This window comes from Methylobacterium ajmalii (genome assembly GCF_016613415.1).
In the GTDB taxonomy this organism is placed as follows: Bacteria; Pseudomonadota; Alphaproteobacteria; order Rhizobiales; family Beijerinckiaceae; genus Methylobacterium; species Methylobacterium ajmalii.
In genome coordinates, this window is the sequence record NZ_JACWCT010000183.1 from 1 (window position 1) to 23,553 (window position 23,553).

Sequence of the window (23,553 nt, forward strand, 5' to 3'; positions counted from 1 at the left end):
GGTGGGCGACGCGCCGGAGGCGCCGCGCGGCCCCTTGCGGCGGCGCGGCCGGCCGGTCTTGATGCGGGCATGTCCGACCTGTTCGCCTCCGCGGGCCTCGACCGCGACGCTCCCCGCCCCCTCGCCGACACCTTGCGGCCCACGGGCCTCGCCGAGGTGGTCGGGCAGGAGCACCTGACCGGGGAGGGGGGGGCGCTGACCCGGCTCCTGCGCGGCCGCAACCTCGGCTCGCTGATCCTGTGGGGGCCGCCCGGCACCGGCAAGACCACGGTGGCGCGGCTCTTGGCCGGCGAGACCGACCTGCATTTCGAGCAGATCTCGGCGATCTTCTCCGGCGTCGCGGAACTGCGCAAGGTGTTCGAGGCGGCCCGCGCCCGGCGGGCGGCGGGGCGCGGCACCCTGCTGTTCGTCGACGAGATCCATCGCTTCAACCGGGCCCAGCTCGACGCCTTCCTGCCGGTGGTCGAGGACGGCACCGTGACGCTGGTGGGCGCCACCACCGAGAACCCGTCCTTCGAGCTGAACGCCGCGCTCCTGTCGCGCGCCCGGGTGCTGGTCTTCCGCGCCCTCGACGAGGCGGCGATCGCCCGGCTCCTCGACCGGGCCGAGGCGGTGACCGGCCGCGCGTTGCCGCTCGAGCCTGAGGCCCGCGCGGTGCTGGTGCGGATGGCCGACGGCGACGGGCGGGCGGCGCTGACGCTCGCCGAGGAGGTCTGGCGCTCGGCGGGTCCCGACGAGATCCTGGATGCCGCCCTGCTGCAGGAGCTGATCCAGCGCCGCGCGCCGATCTACGACAAGGCGCAGGAGGGCCACTACAACCTGATCTCGGCGCTGCACAAGACGATCCGCGGCTCGGACCCGGACGCCGCCCTGTACTACCTCTGCCGGATGCTCGATGCCGGCGAGGACCGGCTGTTCATCGCCCGCCGGCTGGTGCGGATGGCGGTGGAGGATATCGGGCTCGCCGACCCGCAGGCCCTGGTGGTGGCCAACGCCGCCAAGGAGGCGTTCGACTTCCTGGGCTCGCCGGAAGGGGAACTGGCCCTGGCGCAGGCCGCGATCTACCTCGCCACCGCGCCGAAATCGAACGCGGTCTACACCGCCTACAAGGCCGCCACCCGCACCGCCAAGGAGCACGGCTCGCTGCCGCCGCCCCGCACCATCCTCAACGCGCCGACCAAGATGATGCGCAAGCTCGGCTACGGCGAGGGCTACCGTTACGACCACGACGAGCCCGACGCCTTCTCGGGCCAGGATTACTGGCCCGAGCGCCTCGGGCGGCAGCGCTTCTACACCCCGACCGATCGCGGCTTCGAGCGCCGGGTGGCCGAGCGGCTGGACTGGTGGGAGGAGGCGCGCACCGCCCGGGCGCGCGGCGAGTAGAGGTGTGACGGTTTGGTGACGATCCCGCGCGAAACTGCCCGCGTCCGTTGACCGCAGGTCGTTCCTCGCCATGATGATCGACGTCGCGTCACATCCGGGTCGGGAGCGGTGATGACCACACGCATTCTGTCCATCGCCAACTGCAAGGGCGGCACCGGCAAGACGACGACCACTGTCAACCTCGCGGCCGAGTTCGGCAGCCGGGGCTATCGTGTTCTGGTGATCGACCTCGATCCCCAGGGTCACAGCGGCCTCGGCTTCGGGGCGCTGGCCGAGCTCGGCCTGCCGAACGCCCACACGCCGCTGCGTCAGCGCGGCGGCGGCTTTTCCGGGGCGGTCCAGGCGACGGACGAGGACGGGGTGGCCATCATCCCGGCCGACCGCAGCTTCAACGGGCAGTTGGGCCACGACGACGGTCATTGCCTCGACGCGGCGCTGGCGCCGCTCCTGCCGGATTACGACCTCGTCCTGATCGACGTGCCGCCCTCCGCCCGGGCGGTGATGATCTGCGCGCTGCTGCCGAGCAGCGGCGTGGTGGTGCCGACCACCCTCGATCCCCTCGGCCTAGACGGCGTGCGCCAGTTCGCCCGCTCGTTCCACGACACGATGCTGCGCTTCCGCGCCGCGCCCCTCGGCCTCGCCATCGCGCCGATGCGGATCGATTTGCGCACCAACGTCGAGAAGGACACCCTGGCCCAGCTCCGCACCGGCTTCGGTCCGGGGCAGATGGTCCGCGGCGTGCGCACCGACGTGGCGGTGAGCGAGGCCTTCGCACGGCGCCAGCCCCTGCGCCGCTGCCGCCCGAACGCCCGTGCGGCCGCCGACTTCGCCGCCCTGGCCGACGACCTGATCCAGCGCTTCGGCATCGAGCAGGACGCCCACGGCGCCGCCGAGGCCCACGGCCGCAGCGAGGGGTTTTCTCGGGCCTGCTCGTGGGCGTGAGAATTACGGGGCGTGAGAACTCCCGGGCGCGAGGGTTCGAGCCAGGCCACGGCTTTAAATCCGGACGAGACGGTGATTCGCCGGGCGTGACGGATGCGCGCGCCGATGGTACGAGCCCGGTCATGACGAAGCCTCCTCATCGCGGCGGTTCCGGGCGGTCGCGGACCGGCCCGGGCGGATCGCCCTCGGGCCGCCCGCCGCGGGCCCGCACCGGACCGCGCAACACCGCGCGCGACGCCGCCGAGCGTGCCGCCGGCCTGGTCGTGTCCAACCGCGCCCCCTTCGGCCGCGACCGGACCGACGCCGCCCCCTGGGAGCGCGACGAGGCCCCGGCCCGCGCGCCGGCGAGACCCGCCGCGGCCAAGCCTGCTTCCTCCAAGCCCTCTTCGTCCAGGCCTGCTTCCGCAAAGCCTCGCGCCGAGCGACCGCGCTCCGGCCCGCCGGCCGAGCGGGTCGCCGGAAGCGCGTTCGAGGACCGTCCGCCGCGCCAGCCGCGCCGCGAGGAGCGTCCCGAGACCGGCGATGCGCCGCGCAGCCGCCGGGCCGCGGAGACCGATGCGCCGGAGGCCGAGACCCGTTCGGAAGCTACGGCCCGTTCGGGAACCAAGACCGTTGCGGACACCAGGACCCGCGCCCCCGACGCGAAGCCGCCGACCCGGCGCGCCCTGCGCGAGGCGACCGCCGAGGCGCTGGCCACCGGCGTGCAGACCCTCGAGGTGACGGCCGACGAGGCCGGGATGCGGATCGACCGCTTCCTCTCGGCCCGCTTCCCGCAATTGCCCTTCACCCGCATCCAGAGCCTGGTGCGCAAGGGAGAATTGCGGGTGAACGGCAAGCGCGCCAAGGCCGCCGACCGGGTCGAGCCCGGCGCCAGCGTGCGCGTGCCACCCTTGAGCCTGGAGGCCCGCCCGCCGGCCCCGAACTCGCCGCGGGCGGAGGGCGACCTCGCCTTCCTGCGCTCCCTGATCCTCTACGAGGACCAGGACATGATGGTGCTCAACAAGCCCTTCGGCCTCGCGGTGCAGGGCGGCTCGGGCACCACCCGCCACGTCGACGGGCTCCTTGAGGCGATGCGCGACAAGGACGGCCAGAAGCCGCGCCTCGTCCACCGCCTCGACAAGGACACGGCGGGCTGCCTCATCATCGCCAAGACCCGGCTCGCCGCGGCGACGCTTGCCAAGACCTTCCGGTCGCGGGCGGCGCGCAAGATCTACTGGGCGCTCGCCGTCGGGGTGCCGAAGGTGCGCCAGGGCCGGATCTCGACCTACCTCGCCAAGGAGGAGATCGGCGACGCGGACGCCCGGATGCGGGTCGCCAAGCACGGCGACGAGGGGGCCAGCCACGCGCTGACCTACTACGCGCTGGTCGACCAGGCCGGGCAGAAGCTCGCCTGGCTGTCGCTGAAACCGGTGACCGGGCGCACGCACCAGCTGCGGGCGCATGCCGCCCATATCGGCCATCCGCTGGTCGGCGACCCGAAATACTTCGATATCGAGAACTGGGAGCTGCCCGGCGGCATCCAGAACCGGCTGCACCTGCTCGCCCGGCGCATCGTGATCCCGCATCCGCGCACCGCCAAGCCGGTCGACGTGACCGCGCCGCTGCCGCCCCACATGGTGCAGAGCTGGAACCTGCTGGGCTTCGACGCCTCGCGCTACGACCCGATCGTCGAGGCGCCGGAAGCCTGACGCATCCGGGCTCCCCGCCTCGGCGGGGAGCCCGCCCGAGAGGGAGACCTGCGCGAGAGCGGGGCTCCGCACGGGCAGGTACCGGTTCGGGAGGCCTTGGCAGGCGGCCCGTGCGCCTTATTCTCGATGGCGTCGCGAACACGGCACCAGCGGGGCCCGCGGCCCGTCCGGAGTGAGACCAGTCGCATGAGACCCGCCCGCAAGAATCCTCACCCTCAGAATCCTCACCCTCAGAATCCTCCCCGCCGGCATCCTGCCGGCCTGGGACGCGCCGCGCTCGCCGGTCTCGGCCTGGTCGGCCTCCTCGCCTGCACTGGTACGGCGCTGGGCCAGACCGCCCCCGCCGCGCCCGCGGCGACGGCTCCGGCTACCACACCGGCCACCCCCGCCCCCCGCCCGGACGGCAAGCCTCCGGCGACGCGGCAGGAAGGACGCCAGGATGGGCGGCAAGAGGGACGGCAAGAGGGACGACAAGACGGGCGCGCCGCCCCGGCGGACGCGACAGCGGCCCGGCCGGCGACGCAGGAGCGCGCCGCGGCGCCCCGGCGGCGGCGCCCGACCTATGCCGCCTGCAACCGCGCCTCGCAGCGCCGCAGCCTGAAGGGCGGCGCACGGCGCCGCTTCCTCATCCGCTGCCGCCTGGGCTATGAGCGGATCCAGCCGGGCCAGCCGGCCCGCACCCGTCCCTGAGGCGCCCGTCCGCAGGGCCCGGGCAGAGTGCCGTCCCCAACCGGTCCCGGCCGGACGAGGCGGCCCCACCCACGATCGCGCAGCCACAACCCCGCAGCCATGACCCTGATCGTCTTCGACGTCGACGGCACCCTGGTCGACAGCCAGCACATGATCGTGGCGGCGCAAGCCGAGGCCTTCGCGGCGGTCGGGCTGCCGGCGCCGAGCCGGGCGCGGTCGCTCTCCGTGGTCGGGCTGTCGCTGCCGCAGGCCTTCACCGTCCTCGTCGGCACCGATGGGCCGGTCGAGGCTTTGTCCGAGGCCTACAAGCAGAGCTTCGGCCGCCTGCGTGCCATGGCGGAGATCCGCGAGGCGCTGTTTCCCGGCGCCGCCGACCTGCTGGCGCGTCTGAACCGCGAGGCCGCGGTGCAGCTCGGCATCGCCACCGGCAAGTCGCGCCGCGGCGTCGACCACCTCGTGGCGGTGCACGGCTGGGAGGGCTGGTTCTCCACCGTCCAGACCGCCGACGACGCTCCCTCGAAGCCCCATCCGGCCATGCTCCACCAGGCGATGGCGGAGGCCGGGGCCGAGCCGTCCCGCACGGTGATGATCGGCGATACGAGCTACGACATGGCGATGGCCCGGGCCGCCGGCGTCACCGCCCTCGGGGTGAGCTGGGGCTACCACTTGCCCGAGGCGCTGCACGAGGCCGGGGCCGACGCAGTGGTCGACAGCTTCGCGGCCCTCGACGACGCCCTGCGCCGGCACATCGCCGCCGGGTGAGGCCGGCTCGCAACCGTCCCCGACAGGCCCTATCTCTGCACGCATGACGAACGACGACGTGACCCGCGACTGGCTCGGCGACCCGGACGGCACCGCCGATCCGGTGCGCGCCGCCCGCCAAGGGGCGAAACCCGCCCTGCCGAAGCGATTCTACAAGGAGGCGGGAATCGCCGAGGCCGAGGACGGCTTCCGCCTCGTCCTCGACGGCCGTCCGGCCCACAGCCCGACCCGACGCCGGATCGCCGTGCGGCAGCGGGCGCTCGCCGAGGCCCTGGCCGCGGAATGGGGGGCGCAGGAGGAGGTCATCGACCCGACCCGGATGCCGCTGACCCGCCTCGTCAACTCGGCGATCGACGGAGTGGCGGACCGGCGCGAGGCGGTGGTCGACGACCTCGCGGCCTATGCGGGCACCGACCTCCTGGCCTACCGGGCCGGCGATCCGGCCCGCCTCGTCGCCGCGCAGGCCGCCGCCTGGGACCCGGTGCTCGATTGGGCCCACGAGACCCTGGGCGCCCGCTTCGTGCTGAGCGAGGGGGTGATGCACGTCACCCAGCCGGAGGCCTCGCTCCAGGCCGTGCGTCGCAGCGTCGAGGCGGTGGAGAGCCCGACCGCGCTCGCGGGCCTGCACTCGATGACGACCCTGACCGGTTCGGTGCTGATCGCGCTCGCTGTCCTGCACGGCCGGCTGACGCCCCAGGAGGGCTGGGCCGCCGCCCATGTCGACGAAACCTTCCAGGCCGAGGTCTGGGGCCGCGACGCCGAGGCGGAAGCACGCCTCGACAAGCGGCGGAGCGAGTTCGAGGCGGCGGCGAGAGTCGCGGCCTTGAGCGCGTAAGGTCCGGAGCGCCCGGGATCCGGGCGCCCGATTAGGACGGACCGGGGCCGAGGCCCCGGTGCCGGTTCGGTTACTTCCGCAGCGAGCCGGTGGCGATGTCGGCGTTCGGGTCCATCGCCTGCGGCACCGACGGGGTGAAGGCGACGAGGCCGCTCGTGTCGATGCCGCGTACGTTCACCTCGGCGCCGGGTGCCATGCTGGGCAGGGCGGCGAAGAGCGGCATGCCCGCGGGCACGCTCGCGGAGAAGCCCGGCACGTCGAGGGCCGGGATGCCGGCCTGGTCCAGCGTGGTGCCTTCGGCACGGGCGGCCAGGGTGCCGGCCGAGAGGGCGCCGGCCATGACGAGGCCGGCGGCGACGACGGTCTTGAGGATCATCTTCGCGTCTCCTGTGCTTGCCAGATCATGCGACTCGGCAGATCCGCCAAGGTGTATCTTGCGGAGATAATGCGCGAGACCGCCGGCGGTTCTCAGGAAACGCGCGCGATGACGCCTCGCTTCGGCGCAGCCGGCGCGGCGCCCGCCGGGAGCTGGTGGAACAGGTGAAATCCGCAGGTCTCGGCGCCGTGCTCGGCGATCTCGGCGCGGAAGCCGGGAGGGCCCGCAGAAGCGGCGGCGAGGCTGCCGGCATAGGTCCAGGCGCTGCCAGCGAGGAAGGCCGGCACCGGAAAGTCGTTGGGCACCGCGCAGATCAGGTCCGGCTCCGCGCGGCGGCGAAACAGGTTGTAGGTCGGCCGGCGCTGCGACCGGCGCGGCACCGCACAGCGAGGTCCGGCCAGGGAAACGTCGCTGCGTCTCCATCTCGTGGTCATCGGCGCTCCCCGGCTCCCGATCCATCGCGTCTCGGGGATCTTCGTAGCTGTCGCGTCGAGAAACCGCGATGACATACGATAAGTGCCGGCCACCGACCCCGAGATACTGTGGAGACGGCTCGGCACCCGAAATGCTGCGGCGCACCAAGTCGAGTCTGATTACCACTTTAGGCCAAAGGCTCGACGGATCTCCTTGGTCTTTTCAAAATTTTGAATACCCGCTCAAGTTTTTTCAGTTTTCCTTGCGGCGGGGGCATCCCCATAGTCGCCCTCGACACGGCGATCCGGGCCGGTCGGCGGCGCGCCGCCCTCTCTCCGGGATCCGGTCGTCCAATCATCGCGCCCGCCGCCCCCCGGCGGCCGTGGCGCGGGAACCGAGTTCACGAGGCCGGACGCAGGGTCCCGGCTCGAAGCCCGCAGGGCTGGAGGAGACACATGGCTGGATCGAGACGCCCGGGGCGCAACTTCCTCTTCGTTCCGGGGCCGACCAACATTCCCGACCGCGTGCAGCGCGCGATGATCGTGCCGTCCGAGGACCACCGCTCGTCGGCCTTCCCCGAGCTAACCCTGCCGCTGTTCGAGGAGACGAAGAAGATCTTCAAGTCCCGCGAGGGCCAGATCTTCCTCTTCCCGGCCACCGGCACCGGCGCCTGGGAGGCGGCGCTCACCAACACCCTTTCCCCGGGCGACCGGGTGCTGGCGCCGCGCTACGGCCAGTTCAGCACGCTGTGGATCGACCTCGCCCGCCGGGTCGGCCTCGACGTCGAGGTCCAGGAGGAGGAGTGGGGCAAGGGCGCCGACCCGGACCGGATCGAGGAGGCCCTGCGGGCCGACCGCGAGCACCGGATCAAGGCGGTCCTGGTCGTCCACAACGAGACCACCACCGGCGTCACCTCCGACATCGGCGCGGTGCGCAAGGCGATCGACGCGGCGGGCCACCCGGCGATGCTGTTCGTCGACGGCGTCTCGGCGATCGGCAGCATCGACTTCCGGGCCGAGGAATGGCGGGTCGACTGCGCCATCACCGGCTCGCAGAAGGGCCTGATGCTGCCCGCCGGCCTCGGCATCGTCTGCGCCAGCAAGCGGGCGCTCGAGGCCTCGAAGACCGCCGAGTGCCGGCGCGTGTTCTTCGATTTCGGCGACCAGGCGAAGGCCAACGCCACCGGCTACTTCCCCTACACGCCGGCCCTGCCGATGCTCTACGGCCTGCGCGAGGCGCTGCGCTGCGTCGAGGACGAGGGACTGGAGAACGTCTTCGCCCGCCACCGGCGGCTGGCCGACAGCACCCGCGCCGCCGTCGAGGCCTGGGGCCTGACGCTCTGCGCCAAGGAAGAGAAGTGGTACTCCGACACGGTGAGCGCCGTGATGGTGCCCGACGGCGTCAACGGCGCCGAGGTGATCGACATCGCCTACAAGCGCTACAACCTGGCCCTCGGCGCCGGCCTGTCCCAGGTGGCGGGCAAGCTCTTCCGCATCGGCCATATCGGCGACCTCAACGAGCTGATGCTGCTGGGCGCGCTCGCCGGCGTCGAGATGGCGATGCTGGACGCGGGCATCCGGATCGAGCCGGGCAGCGGCGTCGCGGCGGCCCAGAAGTCGCTCCGCGGGAGCCAGGAGGCGCGCTGACGGCGCGACGATCCGGCCGTGCGGCGGACGCGCGCCCCGTGAGGGGTTGCGGGGCGGACGGGGGAAACCCCGGAGCGTCCCGCCCCGACCGGCTGCCAGGCCGCGCCCGTCGTGCCATTGTGCCGCGCCGTGCCCCAAGGGAGGGGTACAAGAGCGACCGGAGACCCGAATGTCCCACCGTATCGTCTTCCTCGACCGCGAGACCCTCGACGCCGAGTTGCGGCACCCGAACTTCCCGCACGACTACGCCGAGTACCCGGTGACCGCGCCCGACGAGATCGTCGAGCGACTGGCGGGCGCCCAGATCGCCATCCTCAACAAGGTGCCGATGCGCGAGGCGACCCTGCGCCAGCTGCCGGACCTGAAGCTGATCGCGGTCGCGGCCACCGGGACCGACGTGATCGACAAGGCCGCCGCCAAGGCGCAGGGCATCACGGTCGTCAACATCCGCAACTACGCCTTCAACACCGTGCCCGAGCACGTCATCGGGCTGATCTTCGCGCTGCGCCGCGCGATCGTGCCCTACGCCAACTCGGTGCGGCGGGGCGACTGGGGCAAGGCGCGCCACTTCTGCTACTTCGACTACCCGATCCGCGACGTCGCGGGCTCGACGCTCGGCATCGTCGGCTACGGGGCGCTCGGCAAGTCGATCGGCAAGCGGGCCGAGGCCCTCGGCATGCGGGTGATCGCCTACGACGTGATGCCCCAGGACGGCCTCGTCGACCTCGACACGATCCTGCGCGAGAGCGACGTGATCACGCTCCACGCCCCGCTGACGCCCGAGACCCGCAACATGATCGGGCGGGACGAGCTGGCGCGGATGAAGCGCGACGCGATCCTGATCAACACCGCCCGCGGCGGCCTCGTCGACGAGGCGGCGCTCGCCGAGGCCCTCACCGCCGGCACGATCGGCGGCGCCGGGTTCGACGTGCTGACGAGCGAGCCGCCGCGGGACGACAACCCGCTGCTCGCCCTCGACGTCCCGAACCTCATCATCACCCCGCACGTCGCCTGGGCGAGCCAGCAGGCGATGCAGATCCTCGCCGACCAGCTCGTCGACAACATCGAGGCCTTCGTGGCCGGCCGGCCGCAGAACGTGGTGGAGTAGGGCGGGCGCGAGCGCTAACCCGCACTTCCTGCGCAACCCCCCCGCGCGGCCCTCGGGCACCCGCGGCGGAAAGGACGACGATGAAGAAGCTCCTGTTCCAGTTCGATACCGACCCGATGCCCAGCGTGTTCGACGTGGTGGTGGGCTATGACGGCGGCGCCGACATCATCACCGGCTACCCGAACGTGACCCCCGACACCGTCGGGGCGCTGGTCGACGGCACGATCTACACCCGCGGCGGCGCGGAGAAGAAGTCGACCGCGATCTTCGTCGGCGGCGGCAGCATGGCGGCCGGCGAGGCGGTGTTCAAGGCGGTGCGCAAGCGCTTCTTCGGCCCGTTCCGCGTCTCCTGCATGCTCGACTCGAACGGCTCGAACACCACGGCGGCCGCCGGCGTGGCGCTGGTCGCCAAGGCGGCGGGCTCGCTCCAGGGCAAGCGCGCCCTGGTGCTCGCCGGCACCGGCCCGGTCGGGATGCGCTCGGCGGCGCTGCTCGCCAAGGAGGGCGCGAGCGTGACGCTGGCCGGGCGCCAGCTCGCCAAGGCGCAGGAAGCCGCCAAAGCCATCGAGACCCGCTTCAAGGTCGAGATCAAGGCGATCGAGACGCCCGACGCGGACTCCCGCGGCGCGGCGCTCGCCGAGACCGACGTGGCCTTCGCGGCCGGCGCGATCGGCCTCGAGCTCGCCTCCGAGGCGCAGTGGAGCGAGGCGAGGGGCCTCGGCTTCATCGCCGACTACAACGCCCAGCCGCCGCTCGGCTTTGCCGGCATCGAGGCGACCGACAAGGGCAAGGAGCGCCACGGCAAGGTGGTGTTCGGGGCGCTCGGCATCGGCGGCCTGAAGCTCAAGCTGCACCGGGCCTGCATCGCCCGGCTGTTCGAGAGCGCCGAGCTCGTCCTCGACGCGGAAGAGATCTACGCGCTCGCGAAAGAGATGGCGTGATGACGGACGCACCCGCTTCCGAGGACACGATCCGCGGCTTCCTCGACGGGCTGGCGAGCGAGCGGCCGACGCCGGGCGGCGGCGGCGCGGCGGCGATCTCCGGCGCCATGGGGGCGGCGCTGGTCTCGATGGTCTGCAACCTCACCATCGGCAAGAAGAAGTACGCCGAGGTCGAGGCGGAGATGATCGCGACCCGCGACCGGGCGGAAGCCCTGCGGGCCCAGCTCACCGGCATGATCGCCGAGGACGTGAGCGCCTTCAACGCGGTGATGGGCGCCTACGGCCTGCCGAAGGCGACCGACGAGGACAAGGCGGCCCGGGCCGCCGCGATCCAGGATGCCCTGCGGCTCGCCACCGACGTGCCGCTGGCCTGCGCCCGGACCTGCCGGGCGGTGATCGACCTCTGCGAGGGCGTCGCCGAGCGCGGCAACCTCAACGTGGTCAGCGATGCGGGCGTCGCGGTGCTGGCCGCCCAGGCCGGCCTGCGCAGCGCCGCCCTCAACGTCTACGTCAACGCCAAGGCGATCGAGGACCGCACCTTCGCGGAGGGGCGCCTCGCCGATCTGGCCCGGGCCCTCGACGGCGCCGACGCCCTCACCGAGCGGGTCTACGGCCTGGTGAAGGCCAAGCTGACCTGAGCCGAACCCGGCCCGGCGCGAAGCCGGGCCGGCCGAGACGATCCAGGCCCGGCCCTGCGCCTGGCAAGATGATCGAAGACCGGCGAACCGCCGGGCAAGACGAACCGAAGCAACGCACCGGGCTGTCGAGCCGGGCGCGAGGAACCCCCTCGCGCCCGGGACGGGGAGCCTTTGCCCAGAACCCTAGGAGGACGCCATGGACGTGCACGAGTACCAGGCCAAGGAGCTGCTCGCGAGCTTCGGGGTGCCGATCCCGAAGGGCGCGGTGGCCTTCAGCCCCGACCAAGCGGTCTACGCCGCGACCGAGATGGGCGGCGGGCACTGGGCGGTGAAGGCGCAGATCCATGCCGGCGCCCGCGGCAAGGCCGGCGGCATCCGGCTGTGCCGCTCGACCCACGAGGTCCGCGAGGCCGCCAACGACCTGCTCGGGCGGCGCCTCGTCACCCACCAGACCGGTCCCGAGGGCAAGCCGGTGCAGCGGGTCTACATCGAGTGCGCCGACGCCTTCGAGCGCGAGCTGTATCTCGGCATCGTGCTCGACCGGAAGGTCGAGCGGGTGCGGGTCGTGGCCTCGAAGTCCGGCGGCATGGACATCGAGGAGATCGCCGCGACCGATCCCGACGCGCTGCTCCAGGTGGTGGTCGAGCCCGCGGTCGGCCTCCAGGCCTTCGAGGCGCGCGAGCTCGCCTTCCAGCTCGGCCTGAACATCAAGCAGGTCGGCGCCGCCGTGAAGACGATCATGAGCGCCTACCGGGCGTTCCGCGATTGCGACGCCACGATGCTGGAGGTCAACCCGCTCGTCGTCACCCGGGACGACCGGGTCCTGGCGCTCGACGCCAAGATGTCGTTCGACGACAACGCGATGTTCCGCCGCCGCGCCATCGCGGACATGCACGACCCGTCGCAGAGCGACCCGCGCGAGGCCCAGGCCGCCGAGCACAACCTGAGCTATATCGGCCTCGACGGCGAGATCGGCTGCATCGTCAACGGCGCCGGCCTCGCCATGGCGACCATGGACATGATCAAGCACGCCGGCGGCGAGCCGGCGAACTTCCTCGACGTCGGCGGCGGCGCCTCGCCCCAGCGCGTCGCGACCGCCTTCCGCCTCGTCCTGTCCGACCAGAACGTCCGGGCGATCCTGGTCAACATCTTCGCGGGCATCAACCGCTGCGACTGGATCGCCGAGGGCGTGGTCCAGGCGGCCCGCGAGGTGAAGATCGGGGTGCCGCTGGTGGTGCGGCTCGCCGGCACCAACGTCGAGGCCGGCAAGGCGATCCTGGAGAAGAGCGGGCTCGACCTCATCACCGCCGACACCCTGACCGAGGCCGCCGAGAAGGCCGTCGCCGCCGTCCGCGCGGCGCACTGAGGAGGATTTTCCCGATGAGCATCCTGATCGACGAGAAGACCCCGATCCTGGTCCAGGGCATCACCGGCGACAAGGGCAGCTTCCACGCCCGCGAGATGGTCGAGTACGGCTCCCGGGTCGTGGCCGGCGTCACCCCGGGCAAGGGCGGGCGCAGCGAGCACGGCGTGCCGGTCTTCGACACGGTGCGCCAGGCGGTGCGCGAGACCGGCGCGGAGGCCAGCATCACCTTCGTGGCCCCGCCCTTCGCGGCGGACGCCATCATGGAGGCGGCCGACGCCGGCATCCGGCTGATCTGCTCGATCACCGACGGCATCCCGGCCCAGGACATGATGCGGGTGAAGCGCTACCTGCGCCGCTACCCCAAGGAGCGCCGCCCGATGGTGGTCGGCCCGAACTGCGCCGGCATCATCTCGCCCGGCAAGTCGATGCTCGGCATCATGCCCGGCCACATCTACCTCAAGGGCAATATCGGGGTGATCTCGCGCTCCGGCACGCTCGGCTACGAGGCCGCCGCGCAGATGAAGGCGGTGGGACTGGGCATCTCGACCTCGGTCGGCATCGGCGGCGACCCGATCAACGGCTCGTCGTTCCTCGACCACCTGGCGCTGTTCGAGGAGGATCCCGACACCGAGGCCGTGCTGATGATCGGCGAGATCGGCGGCCCGCAGGAGGCCGAGGCCGCGGCCTGGATCCAGAAGAACATGTCGAAGCCCGTCGTCGGCTTCGTCGCCGGTCTCACGGCGCCCAAGGGCCGCAAGATGGGGCATGCCGGCGCGATCATCTCGGCGGCCGGCGACAGCGCCGGGGAAAAGGCCGAGATCATGCGCTCCTACGGCCTCACCGTCGCCCCGAGCCCCGGCGCCTTCGGGACGACCATGGCCGAGGTGATGGCGACCCGGCGCAAGGCCGCGTGAGCAGACACAAAACACGGCTCGTGCGCATCCCCCCTCTCCCCGCGGGCGGGGAGAGGGCTTCACCCCCCTCGTCGGGGGTGAAGCGAGCGGAGGCGAAGCCGGAGCGAGGGTGAGGGGGTCTCGACCAGTGAGACTCCTCCGGAAATACCCCCTCACCCTCGCCCTTCGGGCTTGCTGCTGACCCGGCAAGGGATCAGCAGCCCTCTCCCCGCCCGGCGGGGAGAGGAGGAAGCCGGCGCCATACTTTGAATACCCCTCCCTCGACCCCCACGGGGAGCCCCCCAGATGATCCACACTCCCGTTCCCGACACGCCCTTCGTTCCCCCGCTGATCACCGGCACCGACGACCGGGTGGCGCTCGACGTGCTGTTTCGCTCGCTGGTGGACGTCTGCCGGCGCCACCAGCCGGAGCTGGAGGCGGTTCTGCGCGGCCAGGCGGACATCGCCGGGCTGACGCCGGAGCTGACGGCGCGGGCGCTGCAGGTGCAGGGCATCTGGTTCCAGCTCATCGCCATCGCCGAGCAGAACACCGCGATGCGCCGGCGCCGCCACGTCGAGCGCAATGCCGGGCGCGACCGGCTCAAGAACTCCTTCAGCGCGGTGCTGGCCCGGGCCGCCGCCCAGGGCGTGCCGCCCGAGACCGTGCACGGCGTGCTGTCGTCGCTGCGGGTGCGCCCGACCCTGACGGCGCACCCGACCGAGGCCAAGCGCGTCACGGTGCTGGAAAAATTCCGGCGCATCTACCTGATCCTGAAGGAGCTGGAGATGCCGCGCTGGACCGAGCGCGAGCGCCACGCCCTGATGGACGACCTGCGCGACCAGGTCGAGCTGGTCTGGATGACCGGCGAGCTGCACCTCGAGAAGCCGACCGTCGACCGCGAGGTGGCCTGGGGCCTGCACTTCTTCGACGAGACCCTGTTCGAGATGCTGCCCGAGACCCTGGGCTCGCTGGAGGAGGCCTTCGCGGCCTCCTATCCGGGGGCCCGGTTCGAGGTGCCGGCATTCTTCCAGTTCGGCTCGTGGATCGGCGGCGACCGGGACGGCAACCCCTTCGTCACCGCCGAGGTGACCCGGCGCACGCTGCGGCGCAACGCGCTCGCGAGCCTCAGGCGCTACCGCGACGGCATCACCGCGCTCGCCCGCACCCTCTCGATCAGCGCCCGCTCGCTGCCGGTGCCCGAGGCCTTCGCGGCGGCGCTCGCCGACCAGCTCGCCCGCCAGCCGGACGGCGAGGCGATCGCGAAACGCAACCCGGGCGAGCCCTACCGGCAGTTCCTCACCTGCCTCAGCCGGCGCCTGGAGGCGACGGTGGCGGGACTCGAGGGCACCGGAGCGGAGGGGCCGCGCGCCGGCGCCTACGCCGATGCCGACGAGCTGATCGGCGACCTGCGCGACCTCGAGGACGGGCTGTCGGAGGCACGCTGCGGCTCGCTCGCCGCCAACATGGTGCGGCCGGTGCGCCGGATGGTCGAGATCTTCCGGTTCTCGACCGTGCGGCTCGACATCCGCGAGAACACCACCCGCACCACCCGGGCGCTCCAGGCCCTGTGGCGGCGCCAGCACGGCGAGGGCGCGGGCGAGCCGCCGGACGTCGATTCGCCGGCCTGGATGGCCTGGCTCGAAGCGGAGCTCGCCCGCCCCCTCGACGGCCTGCCCGACCTCGACGGCCTGTCCGAGGAGGCGCGCGAGACGCTCGCCACCTTCCGGCTCGTGGCCGAGATGCGCGGCAGCCTCGACCGCGAGGCCTTCGGCGCCTTCGTGCTGTCGATGACCCATTCGGTGCCCGACATCCTGGGCGTCTACCTGCTGGCGAAGACCGCGGGCGTCTTCCTCGACGCGGCCGGCATCGAGGTCTGCCCGTTGCCGATCGTGCCCCTGTTCGAGACGATCGACGACCTGCGGGCGGCCCCCGCGATCATGCGGGCGCTCCTCAAGGTGCCGGTGGTGCGCCGCTCGGCCCGCCAGCAGGGCGGGGTGCAGGAGGTGATGATCGGCTACTCGGATTCGAACAAGGACGGCGGCTTCGTCGCCTCGAACTGGGAGCTCGCGAAGGCCCAGGGCAAGCTGACCCAGGTCGGCGAGCAGGCCGGTCTCGCCATCGCGTTCTTCCACGGCCGCGGCGGCTCGGTCAGCCGCGGCGGCGCTCCCACCGCACGGGCCATCGCGGCCCAGCCGCGGGGCTCGATCCGGGGCCGGTTCCGCACCACCGAGCAGGGCGAGGTGGTCTCGTTCAAGTACGCCAACCGCGGCACCGCCGCCTACCAGATGGAGCTGCTCGCCTCGGCGGTGCTCGACCACGTCCTCGACGCCGCCCCGCGGCCGGGCCAGGCCGCGGCGACCGCCGAGTTCGACGACGCGCTGGAGGCCTTCTCGGGCGCTTCGCGGGCCGCCTATGCCCGGCTGATCACGCATCCCGACCTCGTGACGTATTTCGGCGCCGCGAGCCCGCTCGACGAGATCGCGCTCCTCAACATCGGCTCGCGGCCGGCCCGGCGCTTCGGCGCCCGCAGCCTCGCCGACCTGCGGGCGATCCCGTGGGTGTTCGCCTGGAGCCAGAACCGGCACGGCATCACCGGCTGGTACGGGGTCGGCAGCGGCTTGAAGAGCCTGCTCGACGTGCGCGGGGAGGGCGGCCGGGCGCTGCTGCGGCGGATGTTCGAGGAGTCGCCGCTCTTCCGGCTGATCCTCGACGAGGTGGAAAAGACCCTGCTCACCGTCGATCTCGGCATCGCCCGCGAGTTCGCCACGCTCTGCCCGGACGAGGGCGCCCGCGAGGCGATCTTCGCGATGATCGAGGCGGAGTACCGGCTGACCTGCGCGATGGTGCTGGAGGTGAGCGGCGCGGCCGGCCTCGCCGAGCGCTTCCCGCTCTATCGCGGCCGGCTCGCCGCGCGGCTGCCGGTACTCAACCAGGTCGGCCGCGAGCAGGTCGACCTCCTGCGCCGCTTCCGGGCCGAGGCCGACGAGAACCGGCGCGAGACGCTGAAATCGGCGCTGCTGCTGTCGATCAACTGCGTCGCCGCGGGATTCGGGGCGACGGGGTGAGATCGTCCCGCTCGATCTCCGATCCATCGGAGACGTCATCCATCGGAGACGTCATGGCGCGGGCTTCTCCCTCCCCCCTCTGCGGGGGAGCGGGAAACCCGCGCCTGTCGGTCCCCCCGGCACCAACCCGCACCCCACCGGGCCGACGCCCCCCACCTTCCGCCACGTTGCGTCCGTCCCCGACGGAACGCCAAGATCTCTCCCAGGAGGAACCCCAATGAGCTTCACCCTCGTCCAGCAAGCCACACCCCGCCTGCACCGCTCCGAGCTGGCGGTGCCGGGCTCGAACCCGACCTTCATGGAGAAATCGGCCAAGTCCTCGGCCGACGTGATCTTCCTCGACCTCGAGGATGCGGTCGCGCCCGACGACAAGGAGCAGGCGCGCAAGAACATCGTCCAGGCCCTCAACGAGATCGATTGGGGATCGAAGACGATAATGATCCGCATCAACGGCCTCGACACCCACTACATGTACCGCGACGTGGTCGACATCGTGGAGGCCTGCCCGCGCCTCGACATGATTCTGATCCCCAAGGTCGGCGTGCCGCAGGACGTCTACGCCATCGACGTGCTGGTGACGCAGATCGAGCAAGCCAAGCGCCGCGAGAAGAAGCTCGGCTTCGAGGTGCTGATCGAGACGGCGCTCGGCATGGCCAACGTCGAGGCCATCGCCCAGTCCTCGAAGCGCCTCGAGGCGATGTCGTTCGGCGTCGCCGACTACGCCGCCTCGCTGCGCGCCCGCTCGACGGTGATCGGCGGCGTCAACCCGGACTACTCGGTGCTGACCGACAAGGACGAGGCGGGCGCCCGCCAGACCCACTGGCAGGATCCGTGGCTGTTTGCCCAGAACCGGATGCTGGTGGCCTGCCGCGCCTACGGTCTGCGCCCGATCGACGGCCCGTTCGGCGACTTCTCGGACCCGGACGGCTACACCTCGGCGGCCCGGCGCTGCGCGGCGCTCGGCTTCGAGGGCAAGTGGGCGATCCACCCCTCGCAGATCGATCTGGCCAACGAGGTCTTCACCCCGAGCGAGGCCGAGGTGACCAAGGCGCGCCGCATCCTCTCGGCGATGGAGGAGGCGGCCAAGGCCGGCCGCGGCGCCGTCTCGCTGGACGGGCGCCTCATCGACATCGCGTCGATCCGCATGGCCGAGGCGCTGATCGGCAAGGCCGACGCCATGGCGAGGGCCTGAAAGCCACGGGCGCGCCCCGACGACAGGGACGCGGGGGCCAGCCGCAAGGCCGGCCCACCGCCGGAGAGCAAGCCCGCAAGGTCTCCGGTCCATCCACGGTGCCGGCCAGCCCTGCACCGTGGATGGATCAGCTTTGTCCGCCGCGCGCAGACGACGCACGGTCCTCGCACACGCTAGAAACAGTCGAGTGGCATACGCTCGGAGGATGCCGGCCCGTGCAGCCGCCTCGGCGGCCCAGTGACGGGCGCCGCGACCGGCTCCGGATCAGGTTTTGCGCGCCGCATGACGCTGCACGCGGCCTTCCGGTCTTCGACAGTGCCGCATCGTCCGGCGGGTCTCTCCCGCAAAATCGGACGATGCCCGAGTGGAAGCGTGCGACCGATGAGATCAGAACAGGGCGCCGACGCACCGAAACGCCGGCGCGGCGGGTGGCTTCTGGCCCTCGCGATCCTGGCGGGCGCCGGCGGGGCCTATGCATGGCAGCGCGAGCACGCGCAGCCGCCGAAGACCGCGGCGTCCCGCGGCCCCGCCCCGGTGCCGGTCACCCTGGCCAAGGTCGAGCAGGGACCGCTCGCCGTGGTGCTACCCGGCCTCGGCACCGTGCAGGCCTACAACACCGTGCAGGTGCGCAGCCGGGTCGACGGCGAGATCCTGAAGATCGGCTTTCGCGAAGGCCAGGTGGTGAAGAAGGGCGACCTCCTCGCCCAGGTCGATCCGCGCCAGTACCAGGCCGCCCTCGATCAGGCGAAGGCGAAGAAGACCCAGGACGAGGCGAACCTCAAGAACGCCAAGGCCGACCTCGAGCGCTACACCAAGCTCGGCGACTACGCCTCGCGCCAGCAGACCGAGACGCAGGGCGCACAGGTGAGCCAGCTCACCGCCCAGGTCGCCTCCGACCAGGCGGCGATCGACAACGCGACGACTCAGGTCTCCTACGCCACGATCCAGGCGCCGATCGACGGCGTCACGGGATTCCGCCAGATCGACGTCGGCAACATCGTCAATGCCGCGCAACAGACCGCGATCGTCACCATCACCCAGGTCGAGCCGATCTTCGTGGTCTACACCGCCCCCGAGGAGCAGCTGCGCGAGGTGTCGAAGGCGCTCGCTGCCGGCCCGGTGCCGGTGGAGGCCTGGAGCACCGACGGGATGGCTCGACTGTCCGACGGACGCCTCGACCTCGTCAACAACCAGGTCGACACCGCGACCGGCACGATCCGGCTCAAGGCCTCGTTCGCCAACCGGGATCACGCCCTGTGGCCCGGCCTGTCGGTCTCGACGCGGATGCGCACCGCGACGATCCCCGACGCCGTCACGATCCCGGACGACGCCGTGCAGCACGGGCCGAACGGGCTCTACGCCTTCGCGGTCGACGACCAGATGAAGGCCCACATTCAGCCGATCGTCGTCGGCCGCGCCAATGACGGCCGCATCCAGGTGCTCAAGGGTCTGTCGCCCGGCCAGACCGTGGTCTGGCGCGGCCAGTCGCGGGTGCAGGAGGGGGCGCTCGTCGGCGAGGCGAAGCCCGCGGCCGACGCGAAGCCCGGGGCGCCCGCCCGCCAGGCGGACAACGCCGCCCTGACCCAGAGCGAGGCACGCTGACATGCAGATCGGCAGCGGGCAGGGGGAGGCCGCGCGCGGCGGCATCTCCGGCTACTTCATCCGATTCCCGATCGCGACCTCGCTGATCATGGCCGGGATCCTGTTCGTCGGGATCGTGGCCTATCCGCTGCTGGGCGTCGCGCCCCTGCCGCAGGTCGACTTCCCGACGATCCAGGTCACCGCCCAGCTGCCCGGCGGCAGCCCGGAGACGATGGCCTCGACGGTGGCCCAGCCGCTGGAGCGCCAGTTCGCGCAGGTCCCGGGCGTCAGCCAGATGACCTCGACGAGTGCGCTCGGCATCTCGTCGATCACCGTGCAGTTCGACCTCGGCCGCAACATCGACGGCGCGGCGAACGACATCCAGGCGGCGATCAACGCCGCCGGCGGGCAATTGCCCAAGAGCCTGCCGAGCCCGCCGACCTACCGCAAGGTGAACCCGGCCGATTCGCCGATCCTGCTGCTCTCGGTCACCTCCGACTCCCTGCCGCTGATCGAGGTCGACGACGCCGCGGACGTGCAGCTGGCGCAGCGCATCAGCCAGGTCACCGGCGTCGGCCAGGTGCTGATCGGCGGCCAGCAGAAGCCGGCGGTGCGGGTGCAGATCGACCCGGCCAAGCTCGTCGCCAAGGACCTGTCGCTGGAGGACGTGCGCACCCAGCTCTCGATCACCACGGTCAACAGCCCGAAGGGCAGCTTCGACGGGCCGACCCGCAGCTACACGGTCTACGCCAACGACCAGCTTACCCGCGCCAGGGACTGGAACGACGTCATCATCGCCTACCGCAACGGCGCGCCGCTGCGGGTGCGCGACATCGGCCAGGCGGTGGCGGGGCCGGAGGACACCAAGCAGGCGGCCTGGGCCAACGGCCAGCGCGGCGTGTTCCTGGTCATCTTCAAGCAGCCCGGCGCCAACGTCATCGACACGGTGGACCGGATCAAGGCCGAGCTGCCGCGCATCACCGCCTCCCTGCCGGCGGGCGTGAAGGTCCAGACGCTCAGCGACCGGACCCAGACCATCCGCGCCTCGGTCGAGGACGTGCAGTTCACCCTGGCGCTCACCATCGCGCTCGTCGTCGCGGTGATCTTCGTGTTCCTGCGCTCGGTCTGGGCCACCATCATCCCGAGCGTGACCGTGCCGCTGGCGCTGCTCGGCGCCTGCGCGCTGATGTGGATGGCCGGCTACACCCTCGACAATCTGTCGCTGATGGCGCTCACCATCGCGGTCGGCTTCGTCGTCGACGACGCGATCGTGGTCCTGGAAAACATCGCCCGACACATTGAGGAGGGGATGAAGCCGATGCAGGCCGCGCTCAAGGGCGCCGGCGAGATCGGCTTCACCATCGTGTCGATCTCGGTCTCGCTGATCGCGGTGCTGATCCCGCTGCTGCTCATGGGCGGCATCATCGGCCGGCTGTTTCGCGAATTCGCCGTGGTGCTGTCGATGACGATCGGCGTCTCGGCCTTCGTGTCGCTGTCGCTGACCCCGATGATGGCCTCGCGCTTCCTCAAGGAGCACAAGGCGGAGGCGCACGGGCGCCTCTACCGCTGGAGCGAGCGCCTCTTCGACGGATTGCTCCGGGCCTACGAATCGGCCCTCGACGTGGCGCTGCGCCACCACGTCGTCACGTTCCTCACCTTCCTCGGCACGGTGGCGCTCACCGGCTACCTGTTCGTGATCATCCCGAAGGGCTTCTTCCCGCAGCAGGATACCGGCCTGATCGTCGGCATCACCGAGGGTGGGCAGGACATCTCGTTTGCCGCCATGGAGGACCGACAGCAGGCGGTCGGCGCGGTGATCCAAGCCGATCCGGACGTGGCGAGCGTCGCGATGTCGATCGGCGGCAGCGGCCAGGCGCTCAATTCCGGCCGGATGTTCATCACCTTGAAGCCCCGGGATGAGCGGGAGGCCGACGCCTTCCGGATCATTGGCCGGCTGCGGCCCAAGCTCGCCGAGCTCGAAGGCGTGAAGGTCTTCCTCCAGGCCTCGCAGGACGTGCGCACCGGCGGGCGCGCCTCGCGCACCCAGTTCGAGTACACGCTGCAAGACCCGAACCTCGACGAGCTCAACGCCTGGTCGCCGCGCCTGCTCGACAAGCTGAAAACCCTGCCCGAGCTGCGCGACGTCGCCACCGACCAGCAGACCAGCGGCACCACGCTGACGCTGGCGATCAACCGCGACGCCGCCTCGCGCTTCGGCATCACGCCCCAACTGATCGACGACACGCTCTACGACGCGATCGGCCAGCGCCAGGTGGCGCAGTACTTCACCCAGCTCAACAGCTACCACGTCGTCATGGAGATCCTGCCGGCGCTCCAGGGCAACCCGGACAGCTTGCGCAACATCTACGTGAAGTCGCCGGCGACCGGCGGCCAGGTGCCGCTCGCGGCCTTCGCGACCTGGAGCACCGAGCCGGTGCGCCCGCTCTCGATCAGCCACCAGGGCCAGTTCCCCTCGGTGACGATCAGCTTCAACTTGGGCCCGAACGTCGCGCTCGGCCAGGCGACCGCGGCGATCGACAAGGCGGCCAAGGACCTCGGCGTGCCGGCGACGCTGGCGACCGGATTCCAGGGCACCGCGCAGGCGTTCCAGCAATCGCTCTCGACGGTGCCGCTCCTGATCGTGGCCGCCCTGGTGGTGGTCTACCTGATCCTCGGCATCCTCTACGAGAGCTACATCCACCCGCTGACGATCCTCTCGACCCTGCCCTCGGCCGGCGTCGGCGCGCTCGCGATGCTGCTGTGGTTCGGCTACGACTTCAGCCTGATCGCGCTGATCGGCGTCATCCTGCTGATCGGCATCGTGAAGAAGAACGGCATCATGCTGGTCGACTTCGCGATCGTGGCCGAGCGCCAGGAGGGCATCGGCCCCGAGGAGGCGATCCGCAAGGCGGCCAGCTTGCGCTTCCGCCCGATCCTGATGACCACGATGGCGGCGCTGCTGGGCGGCATCCCGCTGATGTTCGGCACCGGCACCGGCTCGGAGATCCGCCAGCCGCTCGGCTACGCCATGGTTGGCGGGCTGGCGGTCAGCCAGGTGCTGACGCTGTTCACCACGCCGGTGATCTACATCTACCTCGACCGGCTCTCGACGTGGCTGTCCGGCGGCTCGCACGGAGCGGAGCCGAGGGACGAGGCGCCGGAGGACGAGGAGCCGCGGCGGTTGCGGGAGGCGGCGGAGTAGGGGGCTTCTCCTGTGCCTTCGGCCATACCGGGGGCCGACCTCCAAGCCTTTTCCGACGCAGCGGCTGACGGTTCGTCGGAAAGACGTGGTAGATCCATTGATCAATAAAAATTTTATATTCAATTGTATTTTCTAATGATAAGTTGCATAGACGTCGTAACTTATATATTTCCACTTTCTGTTTTTCTTTCTATATATATAAAAACTACTATTTCCCCATCCCCGAATCTGCGATATTTATTATTTTCGGTTTTTATCCAATTATCTCGTGAGTTTTCTCGAACGACGAAGGCCGTGCGGTAATCGACGTCGAAGATTGGATAACTGAACTCTCTCTGTGCCGTCATGATGGATGCGAGGATTTTTTGCCCCCTGAAGGTCCCGCCTCCCGAATGGCTCGGAGCGATCAGCGCGGCGTCCGTGCGTGCCGCCCGCTCCGTCTCGCTGCATATCACTGTGTCAGCGCCGGCCCCTTGCCGAATGATATCTTTAGGCACTGTCATATGATTCGGAGGAGAGAGGTCGCCGCGAAGCGGGTATTTTATATAAGTCCGCACATTTTCTGCAAAAACAGGATAATCAAGCCATTTATCCGATATCGTGCAGCTTTTATAAAAATCCTTTTCCGTCGAGATAATGTGCTCGAACAGTGATATTGCCTCCCTATCGGATCTATCAAGATTTTCTTTCGACGATGCGGGCCCGCAAACGAGCGCACCGAATGCAAGAGCCGTTGCAATGTACTTGGCTCTGCGCGCAGGCCCGAACATCTTCCACCTCCGAAACGACTCGACGCCACCATCGTGGCCGAATAGCTGAGGGCGTTCCCC

General features: G+C 70.8%; 18 protein-coding genes. 15 read left to right on the top strand and 3 right to left on the bottom strand.

The window, feature by feature from the left end:
* Positions 1 to 69 precede the first annotated feature (69 nt).
* The 5 genes from HPY23_RS31305 (at position 70) to HPY23_RS31325 (ending at position 6,300) form a co-directional block, all read left to right on the top strand.
* On the top strand, positions 70 to 1,383 hold the full coding sequence (locus tag HPY23_RS31305) for a replication-associated recombination protein A (protein WP_091883878.1): 1,314 nt from the start codon (positions 70 to 72) through the stop codon (positions 1,381 to 1,383).
* 111 nt (positions 1,384 to 1,494) lie between these two features.
* Positions 1,495 to 2,325, top strand: a complete 831-nt coding sequence (locus HPY23_RS31310; RefSeq protein ID WP_091747593.1) for a ParA family protein — start codon at positions 1,495 to 1,497, stop codon at positions 2,323 to 2,325.
* Positions 2,326 to 2,447: 122 nt separating this feature from the next.
* Positions 2,448 to 4,013 (top strand): RluA family pseudouridine synthase, encoded by a 1,566-nt coding sequence (locus HPY23_RS31315; RefSeq protein WP_091883876.1) that lies wholly within the window; start codon positions 2,448 to 2,450, stop codon positions 4,011 to 4,013.
* A 789-nt stretch (positions 4,014 to 4,802) separates the two neighbouring features.
* Positions 4,803 to 5,465, top strand: a complete 663-nt coding sequence (locus HPY23_RS31320; RefSeq protein WP_091883873.1) for an HAD-IA family hydrolase — start codon at positions 4,803 to 4,805, stop codon at positions 5,463 to 5,465.
* A 43-nt stretch (positions 5,466 to 5,508) separates the two neighbouring features.
* Positions 5,509 to 6,300, top strand: a complete 792-nt coding sequence (locus HPY23_RS31325) for an ATP12 family chaperone protein (protein ID WP_091883871.1) — start codon at positions 5,509 to 5,511, stop codon at positions 6,298 to 6,300.
* A 70-nt stretch (positions 6,301 to 6,370) separates the two neighbouring features.
* Here HPY23_RS31325 and HPY23_RS31330 read toward each other — a convergent pair whose 3' ends face one another.
* Both HPY23_RS31330 and HPY23_RS31335 read right to left on the bottom strand, forming a co-directional pair.
* A complete protein-coding gene (locus HPY23_RS31330) occupies positions 6,371 to 6,676 on the bottom strand; it encodes a hypothetical protein (protein ID WP_060847965.1) in 306 nt (101 codons plus the stop codon).
* Positions 6,677 to 6,768: 92 nt separating this feature from the next.
* Positions 6,769 to 7,056 (bottom strand): hypothetical protein, encoded by a 288-nt coding sequence (locus HPY23_RS31335; protein WP_060847964.1) that lies wholly within the window; start codon positions 7,054 to 7,056, stop codon positions 6,769 to 6,771.
* Positions 7,057 to 7,545: 489 nt separating this feature from the next.
* Here HPY23_RS31335 and HPY23_RS31340 point away from each other — a divergent pair, with 489 nt between their 5' ends.
* The 10 genes from HPY23_RS31340 to HPY23_RS31385 all read left to right on the top strand — a co-directional run bounded on the left by HPY23_RS31340 (position 7,546) and on the right by HPY23_RS31385 (position 22,723).
* Entirely contained in the window at positions 7,546 to 8,736 is a 1,191-nt protein-coding gene (locus HPY23_RS31340; protein ID WP_060847963.1) for an aminotransferase class V-fold PLP-dependent enzyme, read from the top strand.
* 169 nt (positions 8,737 to 8,905) lie between these two features.
* Positions 8,906 to 9,844: a D-2-hydroxyacid dehydrogenase gene (locus HPY23_RS31345; RefSeq protein ID WP_091883868.1), complete on the top strand. Its 939-nt coding sequence runs from the start codon at positions 8,906 to 8,908 to the stop codon at positions 9,842 to 9,844.
* A gap of 80 nt (positions 9,845 to 9,924) precedes the next feature.
* On the top strand, positions 9,925 to 10,785 hold the full coding sequence (locus HPY23_RS31350) for an NADP-dependent methylenetetrahydromethanopterin/methylenetetrahydrofolate dehydrogenase (RefSeq protein WP_091883865.1): 861 nt from the start codon (positions 9,925 to 9,927) through the stop codon (positions 10,783 to 10,785).
* The gene (gene fchA / locus HPY23_RS31355) at positions 10,785 to 11,423 is read left to right on the top strand and encodes a methenyltetrahydrofolate cyclohydrolase (RefSeq protein ID WP_060847960.1); all 639 of its coding nucleotides are present in this window, start codon (positions 10,785 to 10,787) and stop codon (positions 11,421 to 11,423) included. The genes HPY23_RS31350 and fchA overlap by 1 nt, the downstream gene beginning before the upstream one ends.
* 196 nt (positions 11,424 to 11,619) lie before the next feature.
* Positions 11,620 to 12,789: a malate--CoA ligase subunit beta gene (locus HPY23_RS31360; RefSeq protein WP_060847959.1), complete on the top strand. Its 1,170-nt coding sequence runs from the start codon at positions 11,620 to 11,622 to the stop codon at positions 12,787 to 12,789.
* Between the two features lie 14 nt (positions 12,790 to 12,803).
* Complete coding sequence (sucD, locus tag HPY23_RS31365; RefSeq protein ID WP_060847958.1) at positions 12,804 to 13,703, top strand: succinate--CoA ligase subunit alpha; 900 nt, start codon at positions 12,804 to 12,806, stop codon at positions 13,701 to 13,703.
* 285 nt (positions 13,704 to 13,988) lie between these two features.
* Complete coding sequence (locus HPY23_RS31370) at positions 13,989 to 16,748, top strand: phosphoenolpyruvate carboxylase (protein ID WP_091883863.1); 2,760 nt, start codon at positions 13,989 to 13,991, stop codon at positions 16,746 to 16,748.
* A gap of 217 nt (positions 16,749 to 16,965) precedes the next feature.
* Positions 16,966 to 17,940, top strand: coding sequence for an HpcH/HpaI aldolase/citrate lyase family protein (locus HPY23_RS31375; protein ID WP_091883860.1), 975 nt, complete (start codon positions 16,966 to 16,968; stop codon positions 17,938 to 17,940).
* Between the two features lie 381 nt (positions 17,941 to 18,321).
* The gene (locus HPY23_RS31380; RefSeq protein WP_091883857.1) at positions 18,322 to 19,542 is read left to right on the top strand and encodes an efflux RND transporter periplasmic adaptor subunit; all 1,221 of its coding nucleotides are present in this window, start codon (positions 18,322 to 18,324) and stop codon (positions 19,540 to 19,542) included.
* 1 nt (position 19,543) lies between these two features.
* Positions 19,544 to 22,723 (top strand): multidrug efflux RND transporter permease subunit, encoded by a 3,180-nt coding sequence (locus tag HPY23_RS31385; protein WP_200601728.1) that lies wholly within the window; start codon positions 19,544 to 19,546, stop codon positions 22,721 to 22,723.
* Positions 22,724 to 22,884: 161 nt separating this feature from the next.
* Here the strand turns inward: HPY23_RS31385 and HPY23_RS31390 are convergent, their stop codons facing one another.
* Complete coding sequence (locus HPY23_RS31390) at positions 22,885 to 23,493, bottom strand: hypothetical protein (protein ID WP_139234904.1); 609 nt, start codon at positions 23,491 to 23,493, stop codon at positions 22,885 to 22,887.
* Positions 23,494 to 23,553 lie beyond the last annotated feature (60 nt).